Consider the following 21,347-nt stretch of genomic DNA (forward strand, 5'->3'; position numbering starts at 1 on the left):
TAGGGCAAAACCCAATATTCAATCGGCAACATTCTAACCAGGGGGTTGCGCAGGCCAACCGAGCCCTGAGCGCAGTCGAGTCATCGCCATGCTGGCTAGTGTACACAAATATTTCTGGGTCTGTTACCTGGTGCTGCCGCTCCTATTCGGGGCCGCTATTGGCCATTTAACCGCAGTGAGTACCGATATCTGGCTCGCCAAGCCTTTATCCGGAGCTTGGGAAAAGAGCGCCGCCCCGGCGCCCAAGGCAACCAATCTGCCTTTGAGCGCTTATGAATTGATACTACAACGCAACATATTCGATTCCCGGGGGCCGGCAACCGGCTCTTTGCAGGGGGCCGCTTTAGCCGATTCGGCAGAAGCCACCGCTCGCAGGGCTAACTTGACGCTGTTAGGCACCATGGTTGCAGGTGCTCAATCTTCTGCGCTGCTTTCCGTCGAGCAGGAAACAACCCTGCTGCACCTTGACGAAGAGCTGCCAGGTGGTGGCCGCATCAAACAGATCGACCGAAAGCGGGTTCTGATCAGCTGGCCCGACGGTTCCGAGCAGGAACTGCTCGTCAGCGATGAGGCTCCAACGGTCAGCGCCAAACCGAAAGTCAGCAACGGCCAAGGCGTTCGCGCCGCCGGTGAGAATCGTTGGCTTATCAGCCGCAACGAGATCGAGAAAGCCCGTGCCGACATGAATCAACTGCTCAAGTCGGCGCGCCTTGAACCGAAAATTGTCGGCGGAGTAACTCAAGGGTTTCTGGTCCGTATGGTGCGCTCCAACTCGCTGGTAGCGAAGCTTGGCATCAAACGGGGGGATCTGATCAAAGAGGTCAACGGCGTGCCTCTGGACAGTCCGGAAAAAGCGCTACAGGTATTTCAGCAATTACGGGAAGCGAAAAAGGTTTCCGTCAATCTGCTGCGCAGGGGAGAACCCCTCACCTACAGTTATGAAGTTGATTAATTCGTCAGAGGCTTAACCCGGTTGATCCGGTTATAATTCCTATAAATTTCATTTCCCGCAAAGGGAAGGAGCCCGGTGAAATGTTACTTTCATCATTGAGGCCGAAAGCCGACCGCACCCGACTGCTGCACACGCTGTTACCGCTACTGGCAGCGATGCTCGTGAGCCTTGTGATATTACAGCCTCTGGCGGCCTGCGCCGAGGAGCTGTCTGCTGAAGCATTGCCAGCAACCGAGGGACCGGCCGCTACCCTGGTTGAAGAAGCCCGGGTCAACCCGACTGGCGCCACCTTGATCACCGATGGTCAGATCGTCAAGTACCGCTACTTTGCCCTGCCCAGCCCGCCACGCCTGGTGGTCGACATCTACGATGTCGAACCTGCTTTTACTGAACGGGAGTTCGCCATGCAGGGCGCCTTCAGCCAAATGCGAGTCGGCATTTACCCGGACAAGACCCGGTTTGTCTTCGATGCTCCCCATGCCGTGCCGGAACATACCGTTGTCTCTACTGGCGAGGCCCTGGAAATCCTCTGGAGCACCGTTGACGGTTCAGCAAAGGAAGATCTGGCTATCGACAATGCTGCTAAAACGGACCCCTTTGCCCTGCCTGCGGAAGCCACAGTCAACGGGCCAGCCGCTGCGGTCCGCAGCAGTGCAGTGACCACCAAGCCAACCGAAGGGAGCGATGTCTCTCTGGACTTCACCGACATCGAGCTTGCCGATCTGATTAAAACCATCAGCGAATTGACCGGGCGTAATTTTGTCTACGACGACACTGTTAAAGGCAAGGTCACAGTCATCACCCCGGAAGGCATGTCCCGGGCCGAAGCCTATCAACTCTTTCTGACGGTCCTCAGCGTTAAAGGCTTCACAGTCATCCCTTCAGGCAAGGTCCATAAAATCATTCGCGACAAGGACGCCAAGGAGACCAACCTGCCCCTTTTGGCTGACGGTCGACAAACAAGCGGCGAGCAATTCGTTACCCGCTTGGTACGGCTGCAACATATCGATGCGGAAACCATGGCCAACAGCGTGCTGGCGCCGTTGATCCCCAAAACAGGCAATATCGTTTCTTATCCGCCGGCCAATACCCTGATCATCACCGACAGTGCCGCCAACATTGAGCGCCTGGTAAAAATTATCCGCCGCCTCGACGTACCCAGCTCTGTCGACCGCCTGGAAGTCATTTCTCTGGAATTTGCCAACGCTGAAGAAGTCGCGGAAATCTGCCAGACCGTTCTCAGCCAAACCGGACCCAAGGCATCCTCAGGAAAAAACGGCAAGTCTGCCCAGCAGGGAGCCACCAGCCAGGTGCTGCCCTATCCCCGCACCAATTCGTTGCTGGTAATGGCAAGCGAAGAAGATCTGCAAACGGTCCGCCAGCTGGTCAACCGCCTTGACCAGAAGCCGACCGAGGACCGATCGCCGATCAATGTCTACTACCTGGAGAACGCCGACGCTGAAAAACTGGCGGAAACGCTCACCCATATCGTTGCCGGCAAAAAAGGGGTGGTTCGCAACGGCCGCAGTCAGTCGGGTTCCACCTCCTTGAGTGAAGACCTCAGCATCACCGCCGACAAACCGACCAACGCCCTGATCATCAACGGCAGCCCGGAGGACTACGAACAGGTTCGGGAAATCATTGCCCAACTCGATATCAAACGGAAACAGGTCTATGTCGAAACCCTGATCCTTGAACTTTCCATGGATGCCACCAAACAACTCGGTGCTTCCTTGCAGGGTGCCTTTAAAGTCGGCGATGGAGTCGTAAACATCAGCACCAACCAAGGCCTCGGCCCGGCCTCACTGAGCGATTTCACCGCGTCCGATGACAGTACCTTGCCCAGCGTGCTCGGCCAAGCCATCGACGGCATCCTTCTGGGCGGTCTGTTCAGCCCGATCAGCGTGGAAGGCGCGGACGGCAACGTGATCACCATACCAGCCTTCTCGGCCCTGATCGACCTGTCGAAAACAAACAACGACGTCAACATTCTTTCGGCCCCCCGCCTGCTGACCTCGGACAACGAAGAAGCCGAAATCATCGTCGGCGCCAATGTGCCGATCATCACCGAACGGCTCACCGACACCGGCGGTAGTGACAGTCTGGCCCAGAGTGTTTCCGTGGAGCGGCAGGACGTCGCTCTGACTTTGCGCTTTACTCCGCAGATCACCGAGGGGGACCTGGTGCGGCTCAATGTCTTCCAGGAAATCACCGGCATCGCCCAAAACCAGATCGGCGATGTCGATTCCATCGGCCCGACCCTGACCAAGCGGCTGTTGCGCAATACGGTGCTGGCTGAAGATGGTCAGACCGTGGTCCTTGGCGGCCTGATTCGCAACGACGTTCAGGATATCGAGAGCAAGGTACCGCTGCTCGGCGATATCCCAGTGCTCGGTTGGCTGTTTAAGCACAGCACCAAAATCGAAAGCAAGGTCAACCTGCTGATCTTTATTACTCCGCGCATCATCAAGGACAAGGACGATCTGGCCGCCGTAACCCGCCGGAGCAGCCGAGCCATGGAAGCCTTCCGGCCTGAAGGGGCTCCGCCGCTGATTCCGGCTGAACTGCTCGGCAACGACCTGCTCTATGCTCCCATTGAGAGCAACGATTCGTCGGCGTCGACCCGCTAACCACAAGCAGTTATTTATGAGTATCTGGAAGCCACTCGGCGAAATTCTGCAGCAACAATGCAGCGTCCCGGCCGCAGCTATCGAGCAAGCGCTCACTGCTCAGCAGCAGAGCCAGCTGCGTCTTGGCGAATTGTTGATTCAGGCCAAAGCCATCGACTCAGCTACCTTGGCCAGGGCCCTTGCCCTGCAACTGGATCTCCCTTTTTGCGATCAGATCACCGAGCCGGCCGAAGATGAACTGCTGAAACTTATTCCCATCGCCTTCGCCAAAGAGCACCGCATTTTTCCCATTAAACGCAACAACGGCCGTCTTAAACTGGCAATTGCCGACCCTCTGGACGGCCGCGTCCTTAACGACCTGACCACCCTGACCGGCTGCCAGCCGGATATCGTCGTAGCCAGTGCTGAAGAGATCCTCCAAGCCATCAACCGGGGCTACGAGCAGCACGCCGACAAGGCGCAAAACGTGGCTGAAGAAATCAGCGACAGTGATAGCAGCGACCAGCTCGGCAAGCTGGAACCCGCCGACCTGCTGGACGCCTCCGACGAGGGTCCGATCATCCGCTTCGTCAACAGCATGCTGACCCAGGCCTATAAGGAACGGGCCAGCGATATCCACATCGAACCCTTTGAAACCGACCTGGTGGTTCGCTATCGCATCGACGGCATCCTGTATGAGGTATTGCGGCCGCCAGCCAAGGCCCAGGCAAGCATCAGCAGCCGTATCAAGATTATGGCCAACCTGAATATCGCCGAGAAACGTCTCCCCCAGGATGGTCGTTTCGGGGTACGTATCGCCGGTAAAGATGTGGATGTGCGCGTCTCGACCCTACCCACCGCTTTCGGCGAACGAATCGTGCTGCGTCTGCTGGACAAGTCCACCAACGTTCTGACCCTGGAAGAGATCGGCATGGGCCCCGTGCTTCTGCGGCAGGTTCACAGCATGATTCGCAAGAGTCACGGCATCTTCCTGGTCACCGGCCCGACCGGATCCGGCAAGACCACCACCCTTTATGCCGCCCTTTCCTTGCTCAACAGCCGGGAAAAGAACATCATCACCGTCGAAGATCCGATTGAATATCAGCTCGAAGGGGTTGGTCAGATCCAGGTCAACCCCAAGATCGAACTGACCTTCGCCGCCGGACTGCGTTCGATCCTGCGTCAGGACCCCGACATCATCATGGTGGGCGAGATTCGCGATACGGAGACAGCGGAGATTGCCGTTCAGTCGGCCTTGACCGGCCACATGGTCTTTTCCACCCTGCATACCAACGACGCCGCCGGCGCTCTGACCCGATTGGTGGAAATGGGCATCGAACCGTTTCTTGCAGCGTCCTCCATCGTCGGCGTTCTGGCCCAGCGACTGGTGCGCAATCTCTGTCCCCACTGCCGCGAGACCTACCAACCGAGTCCCGAGCTGTTACGGGAAGCCGGACTGTCGCAGGAACTGCCGACGGGAAGCATGCTTTACCGTGCGGTCGGTTGTGATCAGTGCATGGACATCGGCTACCGGGGCCGCAGCGGCATCTATGAGTTACTGACCATCGATGAAAAAGTGCGTGACCTGTTGCTGCAGAATCAAGACGCCGGCGCTATCAAGCGGGCAAGCCTGGCAGCCGGCATGACCTCGTTGCGCGAAGCCGGGATCGCCAAAGCCCTGGCCGGTGAAACGAGTATCGAGGAAGTCTTGCGCGTCACACAAGAGGAGACCTGATCGTGCCCCGCTTCGAGTACGGCGGATTCGATTCCAGCGGTGCCAAGATAACCGGAACCCTTGAGGCTCCCGGTCGGCGGGCCGCTCTGGAAACCCTGCGCAGCCAGGAGATTTTTGCCACCGAGGTGCAGGAACTCTCCAGCAAAAGCCCCCGCGCCTCTTTCCGCTGGCAGCGCCGACGCATTCCTCTGCTGGAGCTGGCCGCTGCCACTCGTCAGCTGGCAACCCTTCTCGGGGCGGGATTGCCCCTTGATGAGGTATTGGCCTCCGTCGCCGAACAAATCGATCGGCCGGCCCTGGCCCTGGCTTTAAACCGGGCACGTGAAGAGGTCGTACAAGGTTCGTCCTTGTACCAGGCTCTAGAAGCTCAGGGACAAATTTTCTCGCCCCTCTACGTCAACATGGTGAAAGTTGGGGAAAGCAGCGGCACTCTCGACCAGGTACTCACCCAACTGGCCGACTTGCAAGAGAACCAGGCCCGTACCCGTAGTCGCATCAGGGCGGCCCTGACCTACCCCGCTCTTATGGGCCTGGTCGGCAGCGCCGTACTGCTGCTGCTTTTCGTTTTTGTCGTGCCGCAAATCACCCGCATGCTGGACAATCTCGGCATGGAATTGCCTTTGATGACCCGCTTGTTGATCGGGACCGGCAACCTGCTCTCCAGCAGCTGGTGGCTGTTACTGCTGCTGGCCATCCTGGCGGTTATCTTCCTGCGGCGCTACGCCCGCAGCGAAAAGGGTTCTCTGGCCCTGCATCGCCGTGCCCTGCAACTACCCCTTATCGGACGGCTCAACCTTTTTACCGCCACCGCCCGGCTCAGCCGCACCCTGGCAACCCTGCTCCAAAGCGGCGTGCCCCTGCTCACCGCCCTGGACATCGCCCGGGGCCTGATCAGCAACAAAATCCTGCGGCGGGCGCTGGCCGATACCGCCGTCAGTATTCGCGAAGGCGAAGGGCTGGCCGCCCCCCTGCAACGGAGCGGGGTCTTTCCCCGCCTGCTGGTACAAATGGCGGCAGCCGGTGAAAAGAGCGGTCAGCTGGAGAAGATGCTCTTGCGAGCGGCGCAAAGCTATGAACAGCAGGTGGAATTATCCATCGCCGCCCTGCTGCCGTTGCTGGAACCGCTGATGATTCTGGTCATGGGCAGCGTGGTCGGAGTCGTGGTCATGGCTATCCTGCTACCCATCTTTCAAGCCAGCCAGGGCATGGGTTAGCAGCACGTTTAAGGTTTCGGGTATAATTCTAAATAGCAGGCAAGGAGTTGAAATAATGAATCGACATATCGGCAAATGCCAACGGGGATTCACCCTTATCGAAATCCTGGTAGTGGTCACCATTCTCGGCATTCTCGCCGCGATCGTGGTCCCGCGCATCCTCGAACGTCCGGAGCAAGCCCGGCGCACCAAGGCTACCGTAGACATCAAGGGGATTGAAGAGTCCCTCGGTCTGTTTAAGCTCGACAACGGCTTTTACCCCTCCACCGAGCAGGGTCTGCAGGCCCTGGTGGTGAAACCCGAGACGGGACGCATCCCGGGTCGCTATCCGGAGGATGCCTATCTGAAGAAGGTCCCCATCGACCCTTGGGGCAGCCCCTATATCTACCTGTCTCCGGGTGTGCATGATCGATACGATATTATTTCCTATGGCGCCGACGGCGAACCGGGAGGCGAAGGAAACGATGCCGATGTCAATAGCTGGGAGCTGGATTAGTGTTTCGCGCGGCTGTTCCTGACTGCCCATTCTGGCCTTTTGGGGCATTGCATGCGTTAGCAGCGCCTTGACAGCACACAAAATGACTCAGAATTCATTGTCACGCTCAACCACACGGGGCACTGGCCACTCCGGATTCACCCTGATCGAACTGGCGGTGGTCACCCTGCTCATCGCCCTGTTTGCCGGATTGACCGTACCACTGCTTAGCGGTGGAGGAGCAAGGGATTTACGGTCGACGGGTCGCCGCATCAGCGGCATGACACGCTGGTGCTATAACGAAGCCGCTCTTACCGGTCTGGAGCACCGGTTGGTGTTTGATCTACAACGCCAGGTATTTTTCGCTCAACGCCTGGAAGCCGATGGCGAACTGATCACCCTGGCAGGCCCCGGCCGGGAACGGTCACCGGCCGGAGAGGCCAAAATTAAAGACATCAGTATCAGTGGCCGCGGCAAGTTCAGCAGCCAGACGGTAACAACGCGCGTCTTACCCGCCGGCTGGCTGGAGGAAACGGTGATTCACCTGGAAGCGGACAATAAAGCCGAGTCGACTGTGCGCCTGATGCCTCTCACCGGGATCAGCGAAACTTACGACGGCTACCGGGAGTTTTAATAAGAGCGTGAAACGGCCTCGATACAACACTGCCCCAGGGGGATTTACCCTGCTCGAAGTGATGATCGCCCTGGTCATTGTGGCCACCGCGCTGATGGCGTTGCTGTCTTTGGGAAATCGCTCCATCGACGTCCATGATCGCCTGCAGAAGACCACGCGTGCGACCATGCTGGCCCAGTACAAAATGGCCGAATTTGAAAGTTCCGGCTTGCCTGAAGAGAAAGATGCTGAATCCTTTGCAGCACCCTTTGAAAATTATCGCTGGCACTTTACCGTCGCCGAGACACCCCTGCCATCGATTATTGAGGTGAAAGTAATTGTCGCCTGGGGCAACGAACAGAACAATGAGGCGGTCGACCTGACCTCCTTTCTGCTGCAATAAGAGGAAGCCATGACCGACAAAGGCTTTACCCTCATAGAAATGCTCATCGCGGTAACGGTCAGCGCCCTGTTGTTGACCACGACCTATGGTATTGTCAGTTCGGTCAGTCGCACCCGCGACCGCCTCAGCAGCGACGGCGAAAGCTTTCATTTGGCTCGCGTGATTAACGAACGCATGGCGAGGGAGCTGCGCGGCGCCTACTACAGTGCTACATCCGCAAACAGCCTTTTCGCCGGTGGCCAGGACGAGAACGGTGCCACTTTCCTGCAACTGGCGACTACTGCCGCCACCCCCGCTTCCGGCGGCAGCGGCATTGTTGTGGTTCGCTACCGATTAGCCGAAGAGACGGATGGTGAAAAAGTCCTGCTACGGGACGAGTATCCGCTCAATAATCAACCGGCCAGCGAAAGACCGGAAAAACGATTGGCAGCCGGAATTGAAAATCTGCAATTGCGATTTCGCCGTGGAACAGATTGGCAACCGGAATGGCGCAGCTCAGAACAAGCCGGGCTGCCCGATTTGGTGGAGCTCACCTTGACGGTCAAAGGGGCCGACGGATTGTTGCCCTTTTTGACGGCCATTGAGCTGGCCCCCTTACAGAAAAGCCTATGAATCGCCTGCGAGAGGAACAGGGCACGGTCCTTTTATTGGTACTGGTAGTGATTACTTTGCTCACCGCCCTGCTCAGCGATTTCGCTTTCTCGACCCTGGTCGACTTGCGCCTGGCGGAAAGTTTTCGCGATCGAACTAAAGCCTATTATCTGGCGAAGGGCGGGGTTCGTTTCGGCCGTATGCTGTTGCAAGAGGACAACAATGACCATGATAGCCGGGATGAAACCTGGGCCCAGGCCATCAGCGGCTATCCGGTGGGCGACGGCGTCGTCTCCATCAGCATCGAGGATCACGACGGCCGTCTCAACCTCAACCGATTGGTCACCAGCCAGGGCAACACCGATGTTGTGATCAAAGAACGCCTGATTCGCCTTTTTGAAAGGCTGGAAATTAACGAGGGCGCCGATCTGACTGCGGCCCTGATCGACTGGCTCGACCCGGATGACGACCCCGAAGATCTGGGAGCCGAAAAGGATTATTATCTGGGGCTGGCGAACCCTTACCAGGTTAAGAACAGCGCCTTCGACGAGCTGCCGGAACTGCTCAAAGTCCGAGGCTTTTCTCCGGAGATTTATAAACAACTCGCTCCCCATGTCACCATCTGGGGCGACCGGCTGGTTAATGTGAATACGGCCAGCCGAGAGTTGCTGCTGGCTCTGGCCGCCGAAATGGAATCGGAGGCGGCAGACGCTATCATAAACGCCCGTCAGCAGTCGCCCTTAACGGCGATTCGACAGCTCAAGGATCTTCCGGAAATGGAACAAAGCTATGGTTTCATCTTCCGGTACATCAAGGTCAGCAGTTCCAGCTATCGCGTGACGGCCTGGGCCGAGACCGGCGCCGGTATAAGTACCCTGAAGGCCGACATTAAAAAGGACGGAAACCAAATCCTCTATTTTAAGGTTGATTGACCGCTCATGGACAAACGATTTATCGGCATCGACATCGACCGGGGCTGGGTACGGCTGGCCATTGCCGGTCACGACACAGACGGCCCGCACCTCCTCGCGACCGACAAGCGCCCTTGGTCCGACCAGGAGGAGCTGCGTCAAGCTCTGGGCGAATTAACCGGGGACACCCGCATCTACGGCGACCGACTGGCTGCGGCCCTGCCTGCCGCTGCCGGGTTTTCCCGCTGGCTTGATTATCCTTTTGCCGATCCGAAAAAAATCGAGGAGGCCCTCCAGTTCGCTATGGCCGCACAGTTGCCTGTCGCCGATCAGGAGTGCATGATTGTGACCCATTTCCGGCAACCGGAAGATGAAGGCTGCCGGGTGGCCGCCAGCGCCGTGCCGGAAGCGGCAATAGCGGCATTTTTAGAGCCTTTCGAGGCCGAGCAAATCCCCCTGCAGCTACTCGATGTGGCTCCCTTCGCCATGCCGCCGGCTCTGGCCGAGCGTGAGGAAATGGCTATCGTGGTCCTGCTGCGTGAGGAGGAAACCGTTATCGCCCTGTTGCAACAGGGGCATACTGTTGACTATCGACTCTTTTCACAGATTCCCAACGGTCCGGAGCGATCTCCCTGGCTGCTACAGCAGAGCCGCATGTTGCAAGCCCAGCACCGATTAGGCGGGCTCCCCCTCTACCTAATCGGCTCCCAAGCAGACCCGATCCTTGTAGAAGGCTTACGCCAGCTGGGGCAACAAGCGGAAATCCCCGAATGGACGCTGGAAGGCCAACCGGTGGCCGCCGAATTTCTGCCGGCAGTGACTCTGGCCTGGCGTGCCCTGCGCTCTGATCGGGAAGACGGCGGCAACTTCCGCCGCGGCAACTTTGCTCTCAAGGGAGAATGGGCGGCGCTGAAGAAAAAAATGTTGATAGCCGGTGCCATCCTGGCCCTGACCCTGGCCATCGCCGGCGGTTCCGCGTGGCTCGGGTACGCCCACAAAGCGAAACGGGTCGAAGCCCTGCAACAACAGTTAACGACCCTTTTTCGAAACACTCTGCCCAAAGCTCCAACCATCGTTGATATTCCTCTGCAGATGCGTCAGGCCATCGGACAGTTGCGCAACAGGGGGCGACTGCTCGGAGTCGACAGCAACGATTCAGCCCTGGCCGTCTTGCAGGAAATATCTGTTCGTATGCCCAAAGACATCCGCGTGGACATCGGCCACTTTAACTACAGTGCCGACGGTCTGCGCCTGGAAGGCTCCACCGATTCCTACGATAATATCAACCGCATCGCCCGCAACCTGGAACAGTCGCCTCTGTTCAGCGAAGCCCAGATCAGCGACGCCAAGACCAGCATCGACAATAAAGGTATCGATTTTCGGCTCAACCTCACCTTTATCGGGGGGGGCAAACCATGAACCTGAATCAATTCAAACAGCTCAGCCCGCGAGACCGAGTGACACTGTTGGCAGGCGCTTTGATCGTCGTCGTGTTGCTGTTCATCTTCGGCATCGTCGCCCCCTATCGAGCAGCCCTTGAGCGACTCGACAAAAAAATTACCTCGAAACAACGGCAACTGGTTGAAGTTCGCCAACTGAGCCAGGAATACCAGCAATTGCAACAACAGCTCACCGCCAGCGAACAACGGTTGGCTGATAGCGGGGATTTTTCGCTGCTATCCTTCGTTGAAGCAACCAGTATCCGCCTGGCCGGGCGCGACAGCTTGACCGCCATGCGGCCGCAACCTGCTGCCACCCTGGAAGGCTTTCGTGAAGAAGCGGTCGAAGTCAAACTGGAAAAAATTCGCCTTAACCAGCTGGTACAACTCCTGTTTGCAGCCGACAGCGCACCGGCGCCGATGCTGGTCAAATCCATGCGCATCAAGCCACGCTTCGATGACCGCGATCTGCTCGACGTGACGATAACCTTTGCCAGCTATCGGAGGAGTTCATGATCGGCACAACATCTTTGCGGCGGCTATTCGACCAACGCCTCGGCTGGTGGCTGCTGGCTCCGGCACTGCTTATTATCGCCGCACTGATCAGCTTTTACTGGGCCTTTCCCAGTCGTACCTTAAAAGCCCGCCTGGAACTGGAACTTGCTCAGGTCTACGGTTTACAGGCGCAACTTTCACCACCGAAACTACTCTTTCCCCCCGGCCTGTCCTGCAGCCAGCTTGATTTATCCTTTGCCGAACCGTACAACCGTTCTCTGCCTTTACGAAAGGTACGAATCTCGCCCTTGTGGTTTTCATTGCTGGGCGACGCCCCTGGCCTGCGCTTTCGCGCCGACCTGAATGGTGGCACCCTCAACGGAACCTCCCGCCGTAACGGCCAGACTAACCTTCTGGCCGACGGGGTAACCGTACAGGAAACGTTGCAGGTCAATGGTGGAGCGTCACTTCAGGGAGTAATACAGAACAGCCGCTTCAACGGCCGGCTACCGCTACAACTACCGGGCGCTAAAAACCTTGACCTGACCCTCAGCCGGATACGGCTTTCCGGCTTGGAGTCCTATGGTGTAAAAGACGGCAGTCTCGATCTTGGTCAACTGGTATTGCAAGCCGAAGGACAGGACAAGACCCTGCGTTTGAAAAAGCTATCCCTGCAGGGCGGTGTTTTAGAAGGCAGCGGAAAGGGAACCATCATGATCGGGGCATCACCGGCCACCAGCCGGCTCAATCTGACCCTCGAACTGCGGCCCGGGACCGGTCTCGACCCGACATTGAGCGAACTACTATCGTTAATCGGCAGCAGCGCTCCAAATGGCAGCCGCCGCGTGCGCCTGTCAGGCAACCTGCAGCAGCCGACCCTTCGTTAAGCAACTACGACATCCGCACAGATAATGTCCTACACGACCTAAGCGGTTGACATTCCTGCTTGCAATGCTTAGTTTGCCGTTATCCTATTACGGCATTTTCAAGGAGAGGGAAACCTATGAGCGACGAACAGGAAACACCTGAAAACATTCCCCCTGTTTTCGATAGTGCAGACGGCCTGACAGACCCCGAAGAAGGGCATGACGAATTTGAAAACCAGGATGCCCTGGTTTTGGCAAGCGATGCATTGCCGCCAACCCTGCCCATCATCTTGCTGCGACCTCGGCCTGCCTTTCCCGGCACTCTGGTACCCATGGTGCTAAGCGGGAAACAACAGCTGGCCATGGCCCAGCGGGCCTCCGAAAGCCCGACCAAAACCATCGGTTTTGTACTGGCCAAAGACCCGGAAGAACCCGATTCCGAAGAGAATATGTATCAAGTCGGTGTGGTCGGCAAGATCATGAAGGTCTTGCACACGGACGAAAACAGCATTCATCTGCTGATGAACTGCCTGGAGCGGTTCAGTGTCGATGAGGTTCTATCCTCCAAGCAGGGACTGTTTGCCCACGTCACTTACCATTTTGCTACCGAGTTGTCGGTCAACGCCGAGATGCAGGCCTATTCCATGGCCATCATCACCGCCCTCAAGGAGCTGGTGCAGATCAACCCCCTCTACTCGGAGGAGATCAAGCTGTTTCTCAACCGGCAGAGCATGGATGATCCGGGTCGGTTGTCCGACTTCGCCGCCAACCTCACCTCCAGCGACGGGCCGGAGCTACAGCAGATTCTCGAAACCTTCGATGTTCGAAAACGCATCGATAAGGTTTTGGTGCTATTGAAAAAGGAGTTGGAAGTCTCCCGCTTGCAGACCAAGATCTCCAAGCAGATTGAAGCCAAGGTCTCTAAACAACAGCGGGATTTTTTCCTTCGCGAACAGCTCAAAGAAATCAAGAAAGAGCTCGGGTTGGAAAAAGAAGGCAAGACCAGCGAAATCGAAAAATTCCAGAAACGCTTGCAGAAACTGATTCTTACCGAAGAAGCTCAAAAGACCATCGACGAAGAGATCGAAAAACTTCGTCTATTGGATCCGTCCTCACCCGAGTACACCGTTTCCCGGAACTACCTCGACTGGCTGACCATCCTGCCCTGGGGCAAGTACGGCAAGGATTCCTACGACCTGGCCCGGGCCAGAAAAGTTCTCGACCGGGATCATTACGGCCTCAAGGACGTCAAGGACCGGATTCTCGAGTTCATCGCCGTCGGCAAAATGAAGGGCGATATTTCCGGTTCGATCATTTGCCTGGTCGGCCCCCCCGGGGTCGGCAAGACCTCCGTCGGTAAAAGCATCGCCAGTGCCCTGAATCGGTCCTTCTATCGTTTTTCTCTGGGCGGCATGCGGGACGAAGCGGAAATCAAGGGGCATCGCCGAACCTATATCGGCGCCATGCCCGGCCGTTTTATTCAGGCCATGAAAAGTGCCGGCACCGCCAATCCCCTGCTGATGCTGGACGAGATCGACAAGATCGGCGCCTCCTTTCAGGGTGACCCGGCCTCGGCTTTACTCGAAGTCCTCGACCCGGAGCAAAACGCCACCTTCCGCGACCACTACCTGGACGTTCCCTTCGATCTGTCCAACGTGCTGTTCGTAGCTACGGCCAATACCCTCGATACGATTCCGGCTCCCCTTCTCGACCGCATGGAGATCATCCGTCTGTCCGGTTATATCCTCGAGGAAAAACTGGAAATCGCCCGTCGCTACCTGATCCCCAAGGCCTTGAAAAACCACGGCCTGAAAAAGTCCCAGATCACGATACGTAAGGACGCTCTACGTACCATTATCGACGGCTATGCCCGTGAAGCCGGTGTGCGCTCTCTGGAGAATTTGATCAAGAAAATCATGCGCAAAGCGACCATGGCCTTTGCCGAGGGGCAAACGGAGCGCATCACCATCGGCAAACAGAATATTGAGGAATATCTGGGCAAACCGATCTTCACCAAGGAAGAGCTCTTCGAAGGGGTCCCGGGGGTCGTTACCGGGCTGGCCTGGACGGCTATGGGCGGGGCCACCCTGCAAATCGAAGCGACGGCTATGCCGAGCAAAAACAAGGGTTTTAAGCAGACCGGACAACTGGGCAACGTCATGGTCGAGAGCAGTGAGATCGCCTATTCCTATGTGATGGCTCACCTCCAGGAATACGGGATCGATGCGGATTTCTTCGACAAACACTTCATCCACCTGCACGTGCCGGCTGGTGCCACGCCCAAGGACGGCCCTTCGGCCGGGGTTACCATGACCACCGCCCTGCTGTCGATGATCTCCGGAAAACCGGTGGTGAAAAAACTCGGCATGACCGGCGAGCTGACTCTTACCGGCCGCGTACTGCCCATCGGCGGCGTGAAAGAAAAAACCATCGCCGTACGCCGGGCCGGTCTGACCAAGATCATCTTCCCCGAAGAAAACCGTAAAAACTTTGACGAACTGCCCGATTATCTAAAAGAGGGACTCGAAGTCCATTTCGCCCAGGATTACCGGGACGTCTATCGGGTCGCTTTTGGCGAGGTTTGATGGCGGCGCAAAAAATCCCGCCTATGCCTTGTAGGTCGATATTTTTGCTTAGCCATCTCAGCCATGAACGTCTCCCAACATCAACCAAGGAGGAAATACCCCGATTATGACCCCAGAAGAACTTAAAGAGGCCGTACTGGCCCTTGATAACGAAGCCAGAAAAGCCTTTCTTCTCGATGCCCTGCCGGAACTGGCCAAAGACGCTATGCAGGACCAGATGTTTTTGATGCAGCTCTTCCCGATCTTCGTCAACCTGCTCAAGGAGAGCGGCATCGAACTGTCCCAGCTGTTGCAGATGGCCAGCATGTTCGCTCCAGCCGGTGGCGCCGACCAAAACTGATTTGGCCGTTGACGGACCATTACGGACCTGATAACGTAAGCGACCATGTTTACTCTGGATATTCTGCATATACTTTACTATTGGTGGCGCCGGCTCACAGTTTGATCCGGTTCGCGCACCCAGAACGACAGTTCGCCGTGAACCATAAAGGTTTGCGGTCTTTACAACAAGAAAAGCCGCGGCCTTCACTGCCCGCGGCTTTTTTATAACTGCTCTATAACCTGGACCGGGTTATTCATGAGGCATCCGGTCTTACGACGAGGTACCGAACATGCGTGTTCTTTCCGGCATTCAGCCTTCCGGCTCCCTGCACCTGGGCAATTACTTCGGCATGATGAAGAAGATGATCGACTACCAGGAGCATCAGGAGTTGTTCTGCTTCATCGCCAATTACCACGCCATGACCAGTCTCAGCGACGGCAAAGCTCTGGCAACCGGCACCCTGGAGGCAGCCGCCAACTTCCTTGCCCTGGGCCTCGATCCGGAGAAGAGCGTCTTTTGGGTGCAGTCCGACGTTCCCGAAGTACAGGAACTGACCTGGATTCTGTCCAACTTCACTCCCATGGGGTTGCTGGAACGTTGCCACAGCTATAAAGACAAGATCGCCAAGGGGATCGCCGCCAATCATGGCTTGTTCGCCTATCCGGTGCTGATGTCCGCCGATATCCTGCTGTTTCAGAGTGAAACGGTGCCGGTGGGCAAGGACCAGAAACAACACGTCGAAGTCACCCGCGACATCGCCATCAAGTTCAACAACCACTACGGTGATACTTTCACCTTGCCGGACCCGGAGATCGACGACCAGGTGGCCACGGTGCCGGGACTGGACGGCCAGAAGATGAGCAAAAGTTACAAAAACACCATTGATCTGTTTCTCGACGACAAGCCGCTGCGTAAGCAGATTATGCGCATTGTTACCGACCCAACCCCGGTGGAGGAACCTAAAGATCCGGACAATTGCAATGTCTTTCAGATCTATCGGCTGTTTTTGGACAAAGAACAACAGGCGGCCTTGCGCCAGCGGTATCTGGCGGGTGGACTCGGTTACGGAGAGGTCAAGCAGGAGCTGTTTGAGACAGTGCGAGACTTTTTCGCTCCCTACACCGAAAGACGCAAGGAACTGCTGGCCGACAAGGAGGCCTTGCGGAAAATTCTGGCCGATGGAGCGCAGAAGGCCCGCTGGGCCGCTTCGAAAACCCTGCGCAAGGTGCGAAAAAAGACCGGCCTCATTTATTAAGACCGGTCCGGAAGATAGTAAAAAAATAGACGGCTGCCGATAGATACTCGGCAGCCGTCTTTTGTTATAGTGATAGCAGGTACAATGGATACTTTATAGGAGAAACCCTTCGCTGAACCGATGAGGAGGCCCCATGAGCATCTATCGCAAATGGTATTGCACCTGCACCGGCAAACCCGTCGAGCTCGGTTCTGAAGAATTACTCGAAGACGAACCTCTGGAGCCGACCTGCGAAATCTGCGGCGCAACGCCCTCTTCCGATCCCAAAAAGACCATCATCTACCGAGAAATCGAAGACTGGGACGACTGATGGCGTCGCCATCATATAATTCTTTCTGGTTATGCACCTTATTCACGTTGCCCCCAATTTTTCGAAAACCGATGCACTGGGGCAAGTGGACAACCAAATTGAATTTTTACCACGAAGGACACGAAGAACACGAAGAAATACTTATAAAACAAGCTATTGTGGTCTTCTATTGCTTTAGCTTTATCCTTCGTGCACTTCGTGAGCTTCGTGGTTCAAGCTTTCAGGTACTGTTTTTGGGCTAAGGACCTAGTTTTTGAAACAAGAAATCTGTCTCAATCGGTTGCGCTGCTCTGACGGGTGAAAAGCACGAATGCCATGGCCGGCCGTTTGCTGGCCTCGCGCATAGCGAACTGGATGCTTTCGTAATGCCAGCCGGCTGCGGTCCACTCGTTGAGGATCTCTTCCAGAGCTTCGTCCGTCACCAGGCTGGTTTCGACGACCTTGTATTCCACCATCGGTAATTCCCTTCAACATAAGGCCCATATGACTTACAGGTCCTATGAAATTTAAACATCAGAATCGCGCGTTGCCCGGTGTACGGGGAAAAGGGATCACGTCGCGGATGTTCTCCATGCCTGTGACATACATCAGCAACCGCTCAAAGCCGAGGCCGAAACCGGCGTGGGGACAGCTACCCCAGCGGCGACTGTCGAGATACCACCAGAGGTGTTGCGGATCGATGCCGCAGGCCGTCATCTTTCCTTGCAGAACGTCCAGACGCTCTTCCCGCTGGCTGCCGCCGATGATCTCGCCAACCCGGGGCACCAGCAGGTCCATGGCCGCCACCGTCTTGCCGTCGTCATTCTGGCGCATATAAAAAGCTTTGATGTCGGTCGGATAGTCGGTAACAAACAAGGGCCCACCGACCACTTCTTCAGTCAGGTAGCGTTCGTGCTCCGACTGCAGATCCGCCCCCCAGGCCACCGGAAATTCAAAACTGCGGCCGGCCTTTTCGAGCCGCTGCACCGCTTCGCTGTAACTCATCGTCTGAAACTCGGCGGCAGCCAACGCCTCGAGTTTATCAAGCAGCCCCTTTTCAATTCGCTCATTGAAAAAGACAAGATCCTCCCCACACTCCTGCAGGGCAAAGGTCACCAGGTAGCGAAGAAAGTCTTCGGCCAGGGCACAGTCCTCGGCCAGGTCGGCAAAGGCCATCTCCGGCTCAATCATCCAGAATTCAGCCGCATGACGGCTGGTGTTGCTGTTTTCGGCACGGAAGGTCGGACCGAAGGTATAAACATCGGAAAAGGCGCTGGCAAAAAGCTCCCCCTGCAACTGACCACTGACGGTCAGACCGGTCCGGTCGCCGAAAAAGTCCTGACTCCAGTCGATGTTACCCTCACTATGCGGCGGCGCTGAAGCATCGAGAGTGGTGACCCGAAACATCTCGCCGGCTCCTTCGCAATCGTTGGCGGTAATGATTGGTGTATGGACGTAGAGGAAACCTCGTTCACGGAAGAAATTATGAATCGCAAAGGACAAAGCGCTGCGCACGCGAAACACCGCGCCAAAAGCGTTGGCCCGGGGCCGCAGATGGGCAATAGAACGCAAAAAATCGAAGGAATGACGTTTCTTCTGTAGTGGGTAATCGGCGTCGCTGCTCCCTAGCAACCTCACCTGCCGGGCATGCACCTCCCAACGCTGGCCGGCTGCCGGGGACGCGACCAAAGCTCCCTCCACCTCCAGACAAGCGCCGGTACCGCAACGCACCGCTGCCTCATAGTGTTCAAGTTCGGGACTGAGCACCACCTGTAGCGAGGCGAAACAAGAACCGTCATTCAGTGCGATAAAGGCCACCTCCTTGCCGCGCCTCACGGTACGTGCCCAACCACGCACGGTAATTCGATCCCTGGCACCCTCAGCAGCCAAGGCCTCCTTGATGCGGGTACGAGTTTGCCGCCTGCCGATAAAATTATTCATTCCATTCAACTCCTGGTTGCCTGTTCGATCGGTATTCTGTCCAAAAGAACATCATCTATTTATCCCAGGGCACAGAGTAAATCAAAAATGCGGATCAAGTCGAGAAGGTATCACAAAATTCCCGATTGTAATCGCGATTTTCCCGGCGGTGAAGAAACAACTTGAAGACAGATGGTAGCCATTGCTAGCTGTTGCAAATGCTTGCTCTCTGGTTTAATCTGGCAGCGCTAGTGAATGCTTATTTTACCGTTTTTCCTCATCCGGAAAGGATCCTTATGCCTCGAGGAGCTTGTCGCCAGGGCCGGGGACGTGGCCCGCAGGGCGGCGACTTCGGCAATATTCCCCGCTTTATTGAGCCGGTGGTTCTGTTGTTGCTTAAAAAACTCGGCAGCGCTCACGGCTACCAATTAGCCAGTGAGCTTCCCGAGCACAGTCTGACCGGCGCGGTCGTCGATCGCGGCGCTCTCTACAGAACCTTGCGCCAGCTCGAGGTTGGAGGTCACGTGACCTCCGACTGGGATGTGTCAGGTCACGGCCCGGCCAAGCGTCTCTACCGCCTGACTCCGGGCGGTGAAAAATTTCTGCAACAGTGGACTCGGATGATCGAACAAATGGCGGGGGCCATGGGTGATTTCGTCACAAAGGTACGGGATCTCGACCAACAGGGTGATAAAAAATAACAATATCCACACAGCAACAGAATAAAAAAAGGACGGCTCGCAGGCCGTCCTTTTTTTATTCTGTCAACTGTAATACCGCACCAGCCTCGATCACTGTGCGTCACGGCTCTTTTTAATTTAACGCAGCCCCGGTCAAATCCGTCATTTTCTCAGTCTCTAATTGTGATGCTCTCGTAAAAATTTTTGCGGCGCCATCAATTATGCTCGCGCGTCTTGTGAAAGACGATCTCCGGCCACTGTTCGATGGTGTGCCCCAGACGCCATTCGCTGGAGGCAAGGAAGGCCAGCCCCCCCTCGGAGTCTTTGGCCAGGTTCGCCTGGTTTTTCTTCTCGAACTCTTCGAATTTTTTATCGTCATCGCATTCCACCCAACGGGCGGTGGCGTAGTCGATTCCTTCATACAGAGCATCGACACCGTACTCGGTCTGCAGCCGGGACATGATAACATCGAACTGCAGCACTCCGACGGCGCCGAGGATGTAATCGGTATTGATCAACGGCCGAAAGAGCTGCACCGCCCCTTCTTCGGCCAGCTGCTTCAATCCCTTTTCAAGCTGTTTGGTCTTCAAAGGATTCTTCAATCGTACCCGACGGAAGTGCTCAGGCGCAAAGCTGGGAATGCCGGTGAATTTCAAGGCTTCCTTGTCGCTGAAGGTATCCCCGATTTTGATCGTACCGTGGTTATGAATACCGATAATATCTCCGGGGAAGGCTTCCTCGACATTGGTACGATCCTGGGCCATGAAGATAGTGGCATTTGCCAGCGTCACATCCTTACCGATGCGATGGTGTTTGACCTTCATGCCGCGCTTAAAGGTACCCGAGCAGACCCGCAAAAAGGCGATGCGGTCACGATGGGCCGGATCCATGTTAGCCTGAATTTTAAAGACAAATCCGGAGAAAGGATCTTCGTAGGGGGAAACCTCACGAGTCAGTGTCTGGGCAGGGCGAGGTGCCGGCGCCTGCTCGACAAAAGCCTCAAGCATCTCCTCGACCCCAAAGTTGTTGATAGCGCTGCCGAAAAAGACCGGCGTCTGATTGCCTTTGAGGTAGTGTTCCGGGTCGAAGGGATTGGCCGCCCCCTCCAACAATTCGATATCCTCACGCAATTCATCGGCCTGACTACCGAGAAGTTCATCGAGACGCGGATCGGACAGATCGTCAATCACCACCGCATCCTGAGGGCGGGTTTCCTGCCCCGGGGTAAACAGGCTAAGGCGCTTGCGATAGAGATTATAGGTACCCTTGAAACGTTTGCCCATGCCGATCGGCCAGGACAAGGGCGCGCATTCGACCTGTAAGGTTTCTTCGATATCGGCCAGGATATCGAGAGGCTCCAACCCTTCACGGTCCAGTTTGTTGATGAAGGTCATGATCGGCGTGTTGCGCATCCGGCAGACTTCCATCAGCTTTCGGGTCTGGGTCTCGACCCCTTTGGCGTTGTCGATAACCATCAGGGCGCTGTCGACAGCGGTCAGCACCCGGTAGGTATCTTCGGAGAAGTCCTGGTGACCGGGGGTGTCGAGCAGATTGACCTCGTAATCGTTGTAGTTGAACTTCATCACCGAGGAAGTAACCGAAATGCCTCGTTCCTGCTCCATGGACATCCAGTCGCTGGTGGCGTGCCGAGCCGCCTTGCGGGCCTTGACCGCACCAGCCATCTGAATCGCACCGCCGAACAGCAGCAGCTTTTCGGTCAGGGTGGTTTTGCCGGCATCGGGGTGACTAATAATGCCGAACGTGCGCCGGCGGTCAACTTCCTTACGGTGGTTCTTGCTCACTTTACAACCTCTGTTGAAATATTCCGCTGATAAAAAAACCGGGCCAAAAGGCCCGATGAACAGTGGATCATACCGCAAAACAAGGCAAAAGGTCAATGGGTGGAAACAGCCAGCAACGCTATCGCGACCGCCCTTCCCCGGGCGGAAACCGCTTCAGACGTTCCCGATTTCAATAGTGCAATTTGACAGGA

20 protein-coding genes are annotated in these 21,347 nt (G+C 56.3%); 17 read left to right on the forward strand and 3 right to left on the reverse strand.

All coding sequences use genetic code 11. The features are described from left to right. Positions 1-88 precede the first annotated feature (88 nt). The 16 genes from gspC (at position 89) to A7E78_RS15050 (ending at position 16,775) form a co-directional block, all read left to right on the forward strand. Positions 89-952 (forward strand): type II secretion system protein GspC, encoded by an 864-nt coding sequence (gene gspC / locus A7E78_RS08830; RefSeq protein ID WP_072283873.1) that lies wholly within the window; start codon positions 89-91, stop codon positions 950-952. Positions 953-1,032: 80 nt separating this feature from the next. After that, entirely contained in the window at positions 1,033-3,582 is a 2,550-nt protein-coding gene (gspD, locus tag A7E78_RS08835) for a type II secretion system secretin GspD (protein WP_072283874.1), read from the forward strand. A 16-nt stretch (positions 3,583-3,598) separates the two neighbouring features. Beyond that, a complete protein-coding gene (gspE, locus tag A7E78_RS08840) occupies positions 3,599-5,296 on the forward strand; it encodes a type II secretion system ATPase GspE (RefSeq protein ID WP_072283875.1) in 1,698 nt (565 codons plus the stop codon). Between the two features lie 2 nt (positions 5,297-5,298). Beyond that, positions 5,299-6,510 carry a type II secretion system inner membrane protein GspF gene (gene gspF / locus A7E78_RS08845; RefSeq protein ID WP_072283876.1) on the forward strand — a complete coding sequence of 404 codons (1,212 nt, stop codon included), beginning with the start codon at positions 5,299-5,301 and terminating at the stop codon, positions 6,508-6,510. 55 nt (positions 6,511-6,565) lie between these two features. After that, positions 6,566-7,006 (forward strand): type II secretion system major pseudopilin GspG, encoded by a 441-nt coding sequence (gspG, locus tag A7E78_RS08850; protein WP_072283877.1) that lies wholly within the window; start codon positions 6,566-6,568, stop codon positions 7,004-7,006. Between the two features lie 82 nt (positions 7,007-7,088). Further along, positions 7,089-7,619, forward strand: a complete 531-nt coding sequence (locus A7E78_RS08855; RefSeq protein ID WP_072283878.1) for a pilus assembly FimT family protein — start codon at positions 7,089-7,091, stop codon at positions 7,617-7,619. A 7-nt stretch (positions 7,620-7,626) separates the two neighbouring features. Further along, a complete protein-coding gene (gspI, locus tag A7E78_RS08860; protein ID WP_145924872.1) occupies positions 7,627-8,001 on the forward strand; it encodes a type II secretion system minor pseudopilin GspI in 375 nt (124 codons plus the stop codon). A gap of 9 nt (positions 8,002-8,010) precedes the next feature. Then, positions 8,011-8,613 (forward strand): type II secretion system protein GspJ, encoded by a 603-nt coding sequence (locus A7E78_RS08865; RefSeq protein WP_072283880.1) that lies wholly within the window; start codon positions 8,011-8,013, stop codon positions 8,611-8,613. After that, positions 8,610-9,524: a type II secretion system minor pseudopilin GspK gene (gspK, locus tag A7E78_RS08870; protein WP_072283881.1), complete on the forward strand. Its 915-nt coding sequence runs from the start codon at positions 8,610-8,612 to the stop codon at positions 9,522-9,524. The genes A7E78_RS08865 and gspK overlap by 4 nt, the downstream gene beginning before the upstream one ends. Positions 9,525-9,530: 6 nt before the next feature. Beyond that, positions 9,531-10,922: a type II secretion system protein GspL gene (gene gspL / locus A7E78_RS08875; RefSeq protein ID WP_072283882.1), complete on the forward strand. Its 1,392-nt coding sequence runs from the start codon at positions 9,531-9,533 to the stop codon at positions 10,920-10,922. After that, positions 10,919-11,458, forward strand: a complete 540-nt coding sequence (gspM, locus tag A7E78_RS08880; RefSeq protein WP_072283883.1) for a type II secretion system protein GspM — start codon at positions 10,919-10,921, stop codon at positions 11,456-11,458. The genes gspL and gspM overlap by 4 nt, the downstream gene beginning before the upstream one ends. Then, entirely contained in the window at positions 11,455-12,324 is an 870-nt protein-coding gene (gspN, locus tag A7E78_RS08885; protein ID WP_072283884.1) for a type II secretion system protein GspN, read from the forward strand. Before gspM ends, gspN begins: the two co-directional genes overlap by 4 nt. 116 nt (positions 12,325-12,440) lie before the next feature. Continuing rightward, a complete protein-coding gene (lon, locus tag A7E78_RS08890; RefSeq protein WP_083552931.1) occupies positions 12,441-14,888 on the forward strand; it encodes an endopeptidase La in 2,448 nt (815 codons plus the stop codon). A 106-nt stretch (positions 14,889-14,994) separates the two neighbouring features. Further along, positions 14,995-15,228 (forward strand): hypothetical protein, encoded by a 234-nt coding sequence (locus tag A7E78_RS08895; RefSeq protein ID WP_072283885.1) that lies wholly within the window; start codon positions 14,995-14,997, stop codon positions 15,226-15,228. A 271-nt stretch (positions 15,229-15,499) separates the two neighbouring features. Beyond that, positions 15,500-16,465 carry a tryptophan--tRNA ligase gene (trpS, locus tag A7E78_RS08900; protein WP_072283886.1) on the forward strand — a complete coding sequence of 322 codons (966 nt, stop codon included), beginning with the start codon at positions 15,500-15,502 and terminating at the stop codon, positions 16,463-16,465. A 133-nt stretch (positions 16,466-16,598) separates the two neighbouring features. Continuing rightward, on the forward strand, positions 16,599-16,775 hold the full coding sequence (locus A7E78_RS15050) for a hypothetical protein (protein WP_158516091.1): 177 nt from the start codon (positions 16,599-16,601) through the stop codon (positions 16,773-16,775). A gap of 272 nt (positions 16,776-17,047) precedes the next feature. Here A7E78_RS15050 and A7E78_RS08905 read toward each other — a convergent pair whose 3' ends face one another. Beyond that, the gene (locus A7E78_RS08905; protein ID WP_072283887.1) at positions 17,048-17,230 is read right to left on the reverse strand and encodes a DUF4177 domain-containing protein; all 183 of its coding nucleotides are present in this window, start codon (positions 17,228-17,230) and stop codon (positions 17,048-17,050) included. Between the two features lie 58 nt (positions 17,231-17,288). Beyond that, entirely contained in the window at positions 17,289-18,695 is a 1,407-nt protein-coding gene (gene asnS / locus A7E78_RS08910; RefSeq protein WP_072283888.1) for an asparagine--tRNA ligase, read from the reverse strand. Between the two features lie 275 nt (positions 18,696-18,970). Between asnS and A7E78_RS08915 the strand changes: the two genes are divergently transcribed. Continuing rightward, positions 18,971-19,375 (forward strand): helix-turn-helix transcriptional regulator, encoded by a 405-nt coding sequence (locus A7E78_RS08915; protein WP_072283889.1) that lies wholly within the window; start codon positions 18,971-18,973, stop codon positions 19,373-19,375. 194 nt (positions 19,376-19,569) lie between these two features. Here A7E78_RS08915 and A7E78_RS08920 read toward each other — a convergent pair whose 3' ends face one another. Continuing rightward, a complete protein-coding gene (locus tag A7E78_RS08920; protein ID WP_072283890.1) occupies positions 19,570-21,156 on the reverse strand; it encodes a peptide chain release factor 3 in 1,587 nt (528 codons plus the stop codon). Positions 21,157-21,347: the final 191 nt, after the last annotated feature.

It is taken from the genome of Syntrophotalea acetylenivorans (assembly GCF_001887775.1).
GTDB lineage: Bacteria > Desulfobacterota > Desulfuromonadia > Desulfuromonadales > Syntrophotaleaceae > Syntrophotalea_A > Syntrophotalea_A acetylenivorans.

Bases quoted from the DNA above. Each gene is read 5' to 3' on its own strand.
- gspC (WP_072283873.1), top strand. From the start codon at position 89: ATGCTGGCTAGTGTACACAAATATTTCTGGGTCTGTTACCTGGTGCTG.
- gspD (WP_072283874.1), top strand. From the start codon at position 1,033: ATGTTACTTTCATCATTGAGGCCGAAAGCCGACCGCACCCGACTGCTG.
- gspE (WP_072283875.1), top strand. From the start codon at position 3,599: ATGAGTATCTGGAAGCCACTCGGCGAAATTCTGCAGCAACAATGCAGC.
- gspG (WP_072283877.1), top strand. From the start codon at position 6,566: ATGAATCGACATATCGGCAAATGCCAACGGGGATTCACCCTTATCGAA.
- A7E78_RS08855 (WP_072283878.1), top strand. From the start codon at position 7,089: ATGACTCAGAATTCATTGTCACGCTCAACCACACGGGGCACTGGCCAC.
- A7E78_RS08865 (WP_072283880.1), top strand. From the start codon at position 8,011: ATGACCGACAAAGGCTTTACCCTCATAGAAATGCTCATCGCGGTAACG.
- gspK (WP_072283881.1), top strand. From the start codon at position 8,610: ATGAATCGCCTGCGAGAGGAACAGGGCACGGTCCTTTTATTGGTACTG.
- gspL (WP_072283882.1), top strand. From the start codon at position 9,531: ATGGACAAACGATTTATCGGCATCGACATCGACCGGGGCTGGGTACGG.
- gspM (WP_072283883.1), top strand. From the start codon at position 10,919: ATGAACCTGAATCAATTCAAACAGCTCAGCCCGCGAGACCGAGTGACA.
- gspN (WP_072283884.1), top strand. From the start codon at position 11,455: ATGATCGGCACAACATCTTTGCGGCGGCTATTCGACCAACGCCTCGGC.
- lon (WP_083552931.1), top strand. From the start codon at position 12,441: ATGAGCGACGAACAGGAAACACCTGAAAACATTCCCCCTGTTTTCGAT.
- A7E78_RS08895 (WP_072283885.1), top strand. From the start codon at position 14,995: ATGACCCCAGAAGAACTTAAAGAGGCCGTACTGGCCCTTGATAACGAA.
- trpS (WP_072283886.1), top strand. From the start codon at position 15,500: ATGCGTGTTCTTTCCGGCATTCAGCCTTCCGGCTCCCTGCACCTGGGC.
- A7E78_RS15050 (WP_158516091.1), top strand. From the start codon at position 16,599: ATGAGCATCTATCGCAAATGGTATTGCACCTGCACCGGCAAACCCGTC.
- A7E78_RS08905 (WP_072283887.1), bottom strand. From the start codon at position 17,230: ATGGTGGAATACAAGGTCGTCGAAACCAGCCTGGTGACGGACGAAGCT.
- asnS (WP_072283888.1), bottom strand. From the start codon at position 18,695: ATGAATAATTTTATCGGCAGGCGGCAAACTCGTACCCGCATCAAGGAG.
- A7E78_RS08915 (WP_072283889.1), top strand. From the start codon at position 18,971: ATGCCTCGAGGAGCTTGTCGCCAGGGCCGGGGACGTGGCCCGCAGGGC.